Origin of the sequence: Streptomyces sp. MK37H, assembly GCF_018035285.1 — a bacterium.
Taxonomy (GTDB): domain Bacteria; phylum Actinomycetota; class Actinomycetes; order Streptomycetales; family Streptomycetaceae; genus Streptomyces; species Streptomyces endocoffeicus.
Map to the genome: position 1 here is coordinate 1 of NZ_JAAAYH010000322.1, position 10,545 is coordinate 10,545.

9 protein-coding genes and 1 pseudogene are annotated in these 10,545 nt (G+C 73.1%); 5 read left to right on the plus strand and 5 right to left on the minus strand.

The genetic code is table 11. The annotated features are described in order from the left end of the window. Together GWI24_RS32405 and GWI24_RS32410 are read left to right on the plus strand one after the other, a co-directional pair. Positions 1-1,682: nickel transporter (locus tag GWI24_RS32405; RefSeq protein WP_374103365.1), on the plus strand; the 1,682-nt coding region annotated here is incomplete at its 5' end. 46 nt (positions 1,683-1,728) lie between these two features. Beyond that, a complete protein-coding gene (locus GWI24_RS32410; protein ID WP_210949629.1) occupies positions 1,729-3,402 on the plus strand; it encodes a serine/threonine-protein kinase in 1,674 nt (557 codons plus the stop codon). Here the strand turns inward: GWI24_RS32410 and GWI24_RS32415 are convergent. Next, on the minus strand, positions 3,391-4,197 hold the full coding sequence (locus GWI24_RS32415) for an SGNH/GDSL hydrolase family protein (RefSeq protein WP_210949630.1): 807 nt from the start codon (positions 4,195-4,197) through the stop codon (positions 3,391-3,393). The genes GWI24_RS32410 and GWI24_RS32415 overlap by 12 nt on opposite strands. Before the next feature lie 418 nt (positions 4,198-4,615). On the opposite strand from GWI24_RS32415, the gene GWI24_RS32420 reads away from it, so the two are divergent. Then, on the plus strand, positions 4,616-5,011 hold the full coding sequence (locus GWI24_RS32420; RefSeq protein WP_210949631.1) for a hypothetical protein: 396 nt from the start codon (positions 4,616-4,618) through the stop codon (positions 5,009-5,011). Between the two features lie 497 nt (positions 5,012-5,508). Beyond that, complete coding sequence (locus GWI24_RS32425) at positions 5,509-6,678, plus strand: DUF5925 domain-containing protein (protein ID WP_374103366.1); 1,170 nt, start codon at positions 5,509-5,511, stop codon at positions 6,676-6,678. 129 nt (positions 6,679-6,807) lie between these two features. Here GWI24_RS32425 and ddaH read toward each other — a convergent pair whose 3' ends face one another. Both ddaH and GWI24_RS32435 read right to left on the minus strand, forming a co-directional pair. After that, a complete protein-coding gene (ddaH, locus tag GWI24_RS32430; RefSeq protein ID WP_210949637.1) occupies positions 6,808-7,596 on the minus strand; it encodes a dimethylargininase in 789 nt (262 codons plus the stop codon). Between the two features lie 72 nt (positions 7,597-7,668). Beyond that, positions 7,669-8,049: a GntR family transcriptional regulator gene (locus GWI24_RS32435; RefSeq protein ID WP_210949632.1), complete on the minus strand. Its 381-nt coding sequence runs from the start codon at positions 8,047-8,049 to the stop codon at positions 7,669-7,671. Positions 8,050-8,198: 149 nt separating this feature from the next. Between GWI24_RS32435 and GWI24_RS32440 the strand changes: the two are divergent. Continuing rightward, positions 8,199-9,127: pseudogene (locus GWI24_RS32440) on the plus strand (GNAT family N-acetyltransferase). A 5-nt stretch (positions 9,128-9,132) separates the two neighbouring features. Here GWI24_RS32440 and GWI24_RS32445 read toward each other — a convergent pair. Continuing rightward, positions 9,133-9,723 carry a TetR/AcrR family transcriptional regulator gene (locus GWI24_RS32445; protein ID WP_210949633.1) on the minus strand — a complete coding sequence of 197 codons (591 nt, stop codon included), beginning with the start codon at positions 9,721-9,723 and terminating at the stop codon, positions 9,133-9,135. A gap of 61 nt (positions 9,724-9,784) precedes the next feature. Then, the coding region (locus GWI24_RS32450; RefSeq protein WP_210949634.1) for an NUDIX domain-containing protein at positions 9,785-10,545 on the minus strand (761 nt) is incomplete at its 5' end.

Consider the following 10,545-nt stretch of genomic DNA (forward strand, 5'->3'; position numbering starts at 1 on the left):
GGAGGCTCGCGGCCCCATCCCAAACCGAGGCCCAGCCACCGACTCCCCGCCCCCGCGGCCGCGGCGGCCGAACCCAGAGCTCTGGGCGGCGCGCCCGCTGGCGGCTGGCGGCCTTCGGGGTGCTGGTGGGGGCCGTGGCGATGGTGGTGTTGCCTGCCGGGAGTGCCGAGGCGCATCCGCTCGGGAACTTCACCGTCAACCGTTACGACGGGCTCGTGGTCACCCCGGGGACGCTGCGGGTCGATCATGTCGAGGACCTCGCCGAGATCCCCGCCGCCCAGGCGAAGCCGGATATCGACCGCGACGGCGACGACGCGCTGTCCGGGCGGGAGTTGGGCGCGTGGGCGGCGCGGCGGTGTGCGAGCGCGGCGGAGGGTGCGCGGCTGACGGTCGACGGGCGCGAGGTGCCCGTACGCGCCGGGCGCGCGCAGGCCCGTCAGCGCCCCGGCCAGGCCGGGCTGCCGACGCTGCGGGTGGAGTGCCGCCTCACGGCCGCGCTGGGCGACGGCGAACGGGCGACGGTCGCCTACCGCCCGCGCGACATCGGTACGGGCCCCGGCTGGCGGGAGTTGACGGCGCAGGGCGACCGTATGACGCTCACTGATGCCAACGTCCCCAGGACCTCTGCCTCCCACCGGCTGGTCCGCTACCCGGCGGGGCAGCTCTCCTCGCCGTCCGATCAGCGGTCGGCCGCGCTGAAGGTCAAGGCGGGCGGCCCCGCGCTCGCGAGCGCGGCGGAATCCGACCGGGACGACGCGGTGGGCTCGTCAGTGCTGCCGCGCGGGGTGGACCGGTGGACGCAGGCGCTCACCTCGATGGTGGCGCGCCACGACATCACCTTCGGCTTCGCCCTTACGGCCTTCGCCACCGCCGTCCTGCTGGGCGCGATGCACGCCCTGGCCCCCGGCCATGGCAAGACGATGATGGCGGCGGCCGCCGCGGCGGGCGGGCGCAGCGCGCTGCGCGACGTACTGGCGCTGGGCGCGTCGGTGACGGTCACCCACACCTTGGGGGTGTTCGCGCTGGGGCTGCTGGTCACGGCGGGTTCGGCGGCCGCCCCGTCGGTGATCTCTTGGCTGGGCATCGCGAGCGGTGTGCTGGTGGCGGTGGCCGGGGCGGGACTGCTCCGCAAGGCACTGCGCCGCCGTCGGCATGCGCAGGCCCATCACCACAGCCACGATCACGACCATGCGCATACACACGACCACGCACACGCACACGCACACGGCCACGGCCACGGCCACGGCCACACGCAGGACCACGCGCACGGTCACCCCCACACGCACACCCACGACCACGGCGACGGTCACACCCACACCCATGAGGTGCGCCCCACCCTGCGCGGCACGCTGCTGCTCGGCTTCGCCGGGGGCATGGTGCCCAGCCCCTCCGCCGTCATCGTGCTCGTCGGCGCGGCCGCGCTGGGCCAGGCGTGGTTCGGCTTCGTCCTGGTGGTGGCGTACGGGCTCGGGCTGGCGCTGACGCTCACGCTGGCCGGGTTCACCGCGGTGCGCCTGGGCGTGCGGGCCGCGGAGCGGCTGGCGGCGCGCAAGGGGGCCGGGGGCCGGATCGACCGGCTGCTGGGGGCGGTGCGCCGCGCCTCGCCCGTCGGAACCGCCGCCGTCGTCCTCGCGTTGGGGTGCGGATTGGTGCTGAGGGGGGCGGCAACCACGCTCGGTTGAGGTACATTCAGCCCGAATTGCTCGGTTGAGGGGGAGGGGCTCGGCCATGAGCGAAGAGGGGTTCGGGCAGCAGGGCGAGCGGGTGGGCGGCGGCCGTTACCGCCTGCTGGGCGAGCTGGGCCGGGGCGGCATGGGCGTGGTGTGGCGCGCGTACGACGAGGCGCTGGGCCGCGAGGTCGCCATCAAGGAGGTGCGCGCCCCGGCCGGGCTCGGGGACCGCGACATCGATCGGCTGTACGCGCGGATGGAGCGCGAGGGCCGGGCGGCGGCGCGGGTCTCGCACCGCAATGTGGTCACCGTCTACGACGTGGCCATGGAGGGCCGCCCGTGGATCGTGATGGAGCTGGTGCGCGGGCTGTCGCTGGCCGATGTGCTCGACGCCGAGGGGCCGCTGCCGCCCGCGCGGGCCGCGCGCATCGGCGCGGAGGTGCTGGCCGCGCTGCGTGCCGCGCATGCGGTGGGCGTGCTGCACCGGGACGTGAAGCCGGGCAATGTGCTGATGGCCAACGACGGCCGGGTGGTGCTCACCGACTTCGGGATCGCGGTGGTGGAGGGCGATGCGGCGCTGACGCTGACCGGGGAGCTGGTGGGCTCCCCGGAGTTCCTCGCCCCGGAGCGCGCCCTGGGGCGGTCGCCGGGCCCGGAGGCGGATCTGTGGTCGCTGGGCGTGCTGCTGTACGCGGCGGTGGAGGGGTTCTCGCCGTTCCGCCAGGACACCCCGCTGAGCACGCTGCGCGCCGTGGTGGACGAGTCGCTGCCGCGGCCGCGCCGGGCCGGGCCGCTCACCTCCGTACTGGAGGGGCTGTTGGACAAGGATCCGCGGCGGCGGCTTCCGGCCACGGAGGCGGAGCGGCTGCTGCGGCTGGTGGCCGCGGGAGGCACACCGGCGGGCGGCTCGTCGTCGTCCTCGAACGCCTTCGGGCCTGCCGCCACGGCGGAGACGGAGCCGCTGGGCCGGTTACCGGAGCCCGGTGCGACGCCCGCGTATCCCCCGGCCCCGGACGGTCCGGCGGGGCCCGCCGATGAGCCACCGCCGCCCCGGCGGCAGCGGGCCGCGGTGGCGGCCTTGGTGGCCGGGGCGCTGCTGGCCGTGCTGTCGCTGGGCGGGCTGACCTGGGCGCTGCTGAACGACGACGGCTCGGACCATGAGGGCAACGGCGGCGGCGGGAGCGCCGCCACGGGCACCGCGAGCCCGGCGCACGGAGGCTCCGGGGACGACCGCGGCGAGGACGCGGAGAGCAAGGACGCGGAGAGCAAGGACGCGAAGGGCAAGGACGGTGGGCGCACCACCTCCGGCGCCCCCTCCGGGAGCACGACGCGGCCTCCCGCCCTGACCATCACGGTCGTCGTGAAGCCGGTGCGGGCCGACTACCAGGGAACATGCCCGCCCCCGGAGGACAGCGCGCCCTCCTTCACCGCGACCCTCACCGTCAACCGCGTGCCCGCGACGGTGGAGTACCGCTGGATCACCGGGAGCGGAAAGGTGTCCGATCCGGGCTGGAAGACGCTCGCGTTCGGCGGCGACAAGTCCCGGACGGTCCGTCACACCGAGCTGTCGTACGCCGCCGACGGCAGCCATGAGGACTGGATCGCGGTGGAGACCCGGAGCCCCGGGTCGGGCACCTCCGGGCATGTCTCCTTCGCCACGACCTGCGAGGAGGCCCCGGCGGACGGGACCTCCTCCCCTGCGAGCGGTGGCGCGCGCGGGTCAGGCGGCTGAGCTGAAGACCGGGAGGTAGCCACCGGACTGGCCGGCGGCGGTGGGGTGGTAGGACTCGTCGATGGGGATGGTGACGCTGTTCAGCCAGGCGCTGCCGGAGCAGATCTCATGCCCGGTGAAGGTCGCGGTGACGTCGCCGAAGCTGAAGCCGTGGTCGGCGGCGCGCTTGGCGGTGACGGAGTTGAGGGCATCCGCGCCGCTGTTGATCGCGGCGCGCTCGGTCTCGCTGAGGCCCACGATGCAGGAGCCGCTGAGCTTGTAGAACCGCGGGTAGCCGAGGACGACGACATGCGCGGAGGGGGCCTTGGCACTGATGGCGTTGTAGACCTGGTCCAGCTTGCCGGGCAGGGTGTTCTGGACGAAGTTCTTGGCGCTGTTGACCGCGTTGACGCAGGTGGACTCGGACTGCAGTACGCAGGTCGTCATGATGTCGGCGAAGCCCGCGTCATTGCCGCCGATGGAGATGGAGACGAGGCCGGTTCCGGAGTTCAGCGGGCCGAGCTGGTTGTTCAGCACATCGCCGGTCTTGGCGCCGGAGCAGGCGGTGAAGTTGAAGCTCGAGGGGGCGTGCGAGGCGGCCCAGAGCGCGGGGTACGCCTTGGTGCTGCGCTTGCAGCTGCCGCTGGCGCCGTCGTAGCTGCCCGCGCCGACGCCGGATGAGTAGGAGTCGCCCAGCGCCACATAGGCGGGGCCCGCGCTGTTCTCGGTGGCCTGGGCCGTGCCGGCCCCGGTGAGGGCGAGGACGGCACCGACGACGAACGCACCCATCGTCGCCGTGAGTCTGGACAGTTTCATTCGATCTCCCTAGCAGGATCACTGCTGTGCCGATATGAGGCGCGATGGCCCGGAATAAGGGCAATCGCGTTCGAAACCGTCAGTCACGCCGCCCGGGATCGGTTTCAGCGGTGTGACATGGATATGTCATCCCGCGCAACCGGCCGATCTATGCGGGTAGTTGGCAAAAATCTTTCGATACGCGGCTGATACGTCCATAGGTCGGCCGGAATCCGGATGAGTCACCACGCGACGCCCGAACACCTCGCCCGAACACCCCTGGCTGCACGACCGGCGCACGCGGCGCGACCGGCCCTGATGAGGGCTCAACCGACCGCCCCTCTATGGCGCGTTCGCACACTTTCGCCGTCTTGACGGCATCCGTCGACTGCGCGACATTGAAGCCCGGCATCCGGCGCTTCGGGGGGAAAAGTCGCCAATGCATACCATCACTGACAACAGACCGGCGGGTGGGGATTCGCTGCCGGTGATCGTGGGCGCCGCGGTCGGCATCGCGGGCCTCGGCGCGGCACTCGCGCTGGCGGACGTCCACTCACCGCTGCGGGCGCCGTTCACGCTGCTCTTCCTGCTCGCGGCGCCCGCGTTGGCCATAGGCAGCGCGCTGCGCGGGCTGGACGCGCTGACCCGCCCGGTGCTGGCGGTGGCGGGCGCGTTCGCGCTGGATCTGCTGGTGGCGGAGGCGATGCTGGCGCTGCGGATGTGGTCGGCGCGCGGCGGGGTGGCGGCGGTGGGGGCCGTGAGCCTGCTGATCCTGGTGCCGACGCTCTTCACCCGCCTCGTACGGCGGCGACGTATGACACGGAGTCAGGGCTGAACACGCCCGGCGGAGCTGACGGCGGCCGACCGGGCGGTGTGGACGGGCCATGCAGCCCCAGGCGCAGGGGGCCCGCCCCGCTGATGGTGCTGTTGCGCGCCCTGCGGGCGGGCTGGCGGGCGAAGTGGACGGCGGTGGGTGGCACGCTGGGGCAATGAGACGTTCGAGCGGGTGCGGCCGGGCGAGGTGGCGGCGCCTGGCCGGCGCTGTACTGAGTATGGGTGAATCCCCAGCCCGGGCCCCTGATGTCGGCCATGCCGCGCGCCGACTCCGATCCGTGCCGCCCGTCGTCCCCGCCGGGCCGACTGGAGCAGGTGGTCACCAGCGGCGCCAGCGTGGTCATGCCGAGGCCCTTTTGAAAGATCTCCACCAGAAGGACCCGTGCGCCCCACAACGGGTGAGAGTATCCGTGAACGCCCCCATTCCGGTGGGCTTCCGTGGAACAGCTCGGTAAACGGCCACAAACCTTGGTGCGCCCTCGCCCTCCGTCCTGGATCATGGGAGCGGGTGCGCTGACCGACGCACCAAGCCCCCCCGTTCTCAGGAGGCAGACCCTGCCTACGACACCCGCCGAAAAGTCCCTTCCCATCCGGCTGAACGTCGATGACAGCGATTCGCCGTCGGATGTCGTCGACGCGCTCTTTCTTGGGCGCTTCGCGACCGGCGAGCAGCCGTACGCCCGCAGTCACTCCGTCGACCGGGTGAAGTCGGGCGCCACGCTGCTGCCGCCGTCCGCGACCGTGCTGCGCGCGGCCCGTGACGACGACCGCAGCGCGACGCTCGCCGAGGGCGACGGCTGGACCCTGCTGATCTCCCGGTGGAGCCGGGGGGCCGATGTGACCGTGACCGCCGTCGACGACGCCCTGGCCGAGAAGGTGCTGCACCAGGCCGTGGACGGCGCGGAGGACGAGCCGGAGCCGCAGCCGGAGAACGTGGCGATGGGCTTCTGGTATGTCTCGCCGCGGCGCGGCCCGCACCGCACCACGCGGCAGATCTCGGCCGGGACCTGGGAGGAGATCCGCGACAACTACACGGCGCCGGTGGCCGAGGCCATGGACGGGCTGATGAAGGTCACCCCGGACGACATCGCCGGCCGCCTCCTGCTGCTGCACGGCCCGCCCGGCACCGGCAAGACCTCGGCGCTGCGCACCCTGGCCCGCTCCTGGCGGGACTGGTGCCAGGTGGACTGCGTCCTGGACCCGGAGCGGCTGTTCACCGACGTGGGCTATCTGATGGACATCGCGATCGGCGAGGACGACGGCACGGCCAAGGGGCGCTGGCGGCTGCTGCTCCTGGAGGACTGCGACGAGCTGATCCGCGGCGAGGCCAAGCACACCGCCGGTCAGGCACTGTCCCGGCTGCTGAACCTGACGGACGGTCTGCTCGGCCAGGGGCGCAATGTGCTGGTCGGGGTGACCACCAACGAGGACCTGGAGCGGCTGCACCCGGCGGTGGTCCGGCCCGGCCGGTGTCTGGCCCGGATCGAGGTCGGCAAGCTGACCCGGCCGGAGGCGGTCAACTGGCTCGGCGGGGAGGTCGACGACCGGGAAGGTGTCATCGGGCGGGACGGGGCGACGCTCGCGGAGCTGTACGCGCTGCGGCGCGGCACCCGGCCGCCCGCCGTGCCGTCGCAGTCGGCGGAGTCGAACTCGGGGCTGTACCTCTGAGACGCCGTACGCCGAGGGGTACGGCGAGGGGGCTGCCCGGCTGCTCAGCCGTACAGCCCCCGCAGCCGTATGTCAGCCGTACAGCCCCCCGCAGCCGCAGGTCAGCCGTACCGCTCCCGCAGCCGCACGTCAGCCGTACAGCTCCCGCAGCCGCACGGACAGGCAGGTCACACAGCCCTCCATCTTCTCGAACTCGCTGATGTCCACCGGCACCGGCTCATAGCCGAGGTCGGCGAACAGCTCGGCGCTGCGCGGCGCGCTCGCCGCCATCAGCAGCTTGCCGCCGCCGAGCAGCACCACATGGGCGCCGGACTCCTCGGGGACGGGGAGGAAGCGGGGGAACGCGGACGGGTCGTCGACGAGGGGCGGATAGCCGATGACGGTGCCGTCCGGCAGCGCGGTGACGGCCGACTTCAGATGGAGCACCTTGCTGACCGGTACGGCGACCACCCGCGCGCCCAGCGGCTCCAGCGCGGCGCGCAGCTGGCGGATGCCGTCGCCGTTGGTGCGTCCGCCGCGCCCCACGTAGAGGGTGTCGCCGATCTTCAGGACGTCCCCGCCGTCCAGCGTCCCCGGCTCGCGGATCCGGTTCAGCGAGCAGCCGAGGCCGGTCACGGCCTCCTCGGCGGTCGCGGTCTCGGGCCTGCGGGACTCGGCTCCGGGGCGGCCGATCACCGCGACGTTCCGGTGGACGACCATGGTGTCCTCGACGAACACCCCGTCCGGGCAGTCGTCCAGCGCGGGCAGCTCCACCGTCTCCCAGCCGTGCGCGCGCAGCGCCACGACGTAGACCTCCCACTGCCGCAGGGCCAGCGCGGGATCGACCGGGGTGCGGTCGATATGGGTGACGAGCCCGTCGGCGAGGCGGGGGCTGGGGCGCCGGACGAGGGCTTTGCGGCTGGTCGTACGGCCGGTCATGGGGTTGGGCAGCGCGCTGGTCATGGGGACAGCATGTCAGGCGGGGTCACTGCCGGAGCCACCCCGGCCGAGTCACTCGGAGTCGCCGTAGACCGCGCGCAGGGCGTCCTCGACGGTGGCGAGGGCGGCCGCGCGGTCCAGGCCCAGGCGCCGCGCCCGCTGGGCGTAGGTCTGGGCGGCCTCGGCGGCCCGGCGCAGGGTCGCGTCGCCCGCCGCCGCGATGAAGGTGCCGTGCCGGCCGCGGGTCTCGATCACACCGTCCGACTCCAGGGCCCGGTACGCCTTGGCGACGGTGTTCGCGGCCAGCCCCAGCTCCTCGGCGAAGCCGCGTACGGTGGGCAGCTTGTAGCCCACGGGAAGCGCGCCGGAGCGGGCCAGCTCGGCGATCCGCGCGCGGATCTGCTCGAAGGGGGCGGTCGCCGCGTCCTGGTCGACGGTGATCTGCAAGGCCACGTTGGGGCTCCTGGGGCATGGGTGCGGGACGGTGTTTGTGGCACCCATTGTGTGCCAGGCCGAGAGGAAGCGCACGGCCCCGGTGATCTAGCCCACGAGCTGCGGAAATGGGGGGCGGGCCGGGCTGACAGGCCGTAATCTGCGCAACCATGACCATGACTGTGCGCGATTTCCGGGCCACCGACGCGGAGGCCGTGGCGGCGGCGCGGCGCTCCGCCTTCCCCTTTCTGGTGACCACGCCCCGGACGGTGGTCTGGGAGTCGGAGAGCGCGCCCGTCGAACAGCACTACCGGCTGCTGGTCGCCGAGGCGGATGGGCAGGTGGTGGGCTCGAGCGAGGTGGGTGTCTTCCACGACAGCGAGGAGCCGGGGCTGGCGTTCGCCAATACGACGGTGAGCGCGGGGGCGCGCGGGCGGGGCGCGGGTTCGGCGCTGGTGACCGCCGCGGAGGAGTATCTGTCCGGGCTGGGCACCGCGAAATCTTCACCTGGACGCTGGACGAGCCGTCCTCGGTGACCTTCGCCGAGCGGCGCGGCTACCGGCGCGGCCGCTGCTCCCGTGTCCAGCGGCTGGACCTGACGACGGCGGCGCTGCCGCCGCTGAGCGCGGGCGGCCTCCCGGACGGGGTGGAGCTGCGTACGGCGGCGGACTTCGCGGACGATCCGCGTCCGCTGTACGAGGCGGATGTGGAGTGCACGGCGGACGAGCCGGGCGATGTGGACACGGCCGCCCCGGCGTACGCCGAGTGGCTGGCCCTGACCTGGGAACATCCCGCGCTGGACCGCGAGCTGACATCGGTGGCGGTGGTGGACGGCGCGGTGGCCGCCTACAGCGTGGCCCACACGGACGGCCGGGGCCGCTACTGGTCCGGTATGACCGGCACCCTCCGCGCCTTCCGCGGCCGCGGCCTGGCCAAGCTGGCCAAGAACGACTCCCTCCGCCGCGCCCGCTCGGCGGGCTGCCGGGAGGCGTTCACCGGCAACGACGGCGACAACGGCCCGATGCTGGCGGTCAACAAGTGGTTCGGCTACGAACCGGCGGCCACGGAGTGGCGCTACGTACGGGAGCTCTCGGCGTAACCGAGTCAGCGCGATCGGCGTAGCCCCGAGATGAGCAGCCCGACGAGATGACGTGCGTCGTAGCGGGGGTTGTTGCCGGCACCAGCACAGAGGCTGCCGACGCCGCGCATCAGCTCAGAGGCGTCCTGGCCGGAGCGGATCTCGCCCGAGGCGACCGCGGCGTCGAGCAGCTGGGTGCAGACGGGCAGAAGCCGGTCGATGAAGTACGAGTGCAGGGGGTCGAAGCAGGGGTCGTCGGACTGCAGCACGGCGGCCAGGCCGTGCTTGGTGACCAGGAAGTCGACAAAGAGGTCGATCCACTGACCCAGGGCGGTGTGCGGGGTCTCGCCGCTCGCCAGCAGGGCGGGACCGGCCTCGGCGAGGGCCTCGACCTGGTGCCGGTAGACGGCGACGATGAGATCCGCGCGGGTCGGGAAGTGGCGGTAGATCGTGGCCGTCCCGACACCGGCCTTGGCCGCGATATCGCGTATCGGCGCTTCCACGCCCGAGCTGACGAACACCGCGGCGGCGGCCTCGAGCAGGGCCTTCTCGTTGCGCCGCGCGTCCGCCCGCTTGGGCCGGGCCGCGCGCTCCGCGTCTCGATCGTTGTCGTTCACCGCACCCTCCCTTCGCGGCCGAGTCTAACGAAACGGGACAACGTCCCATAACCTCCGACCGTCAGAGCGGGGTCAGCCGGTCGGGCCCCTCGGGGGCGTACGCGATGGGGTCGTCCGGCTCATGCCAGTGGAGGGCGAAGCGGTGCCCCGCGCGATACGCCTCGAGGCCCGCGCGGCAGTACGCCACCATGTCGTCCGGCAGCGCGTCCAGCGGGAACCAGCCCAGCTCGGAGCACTTCTCCGGCTCCCGATTGACCGGCTCGCGCCCGCCCTCCCCCAGCTCCGCCTCGAAGAACCACCCCGTACGCGCGTCCCCGGTCGGCGCCTTGTGCTGCAGCACGAGCACGACCCGCACCTCATCCGGGGCCGGCCTGATCCCGATCTCCTCGGCCGCCTCCCGGAGCATCGCGGCACGCACGTCCTCACCGTCCTCGACATGCCCGGACGGGGCATGCAGCAGCCCATCCGCATAGCCCGTGTTCGCCCGGCGCGCGAGGAGGACGTCCCCGCCCCGGCGCAGGATCAGATGCACATCGACGATCTCCCGATGCCGCCGAACCGGCGCGAGGTCCGCCACCAGGGCATACCGCTCGTCGTGCACGGCCCGACCCCACAGCGCCGCGTCCGGCGCGAGCTCCTCGACCGACAGCCGTTCCGTCAACGGCCCGACCAGCGCGGACAGCTCGGCGGCGGTCAGCCCGACGGGCTCGGACTCGCCCCACCGCCCCTCGATCAGCACCAGCCGCCCGCCCGGCCGCAGCAGCCGCACCCAACGCCGCAGCACCGCCCGCTGATCCGGCAGCATCCACAGCAGATGCCGCA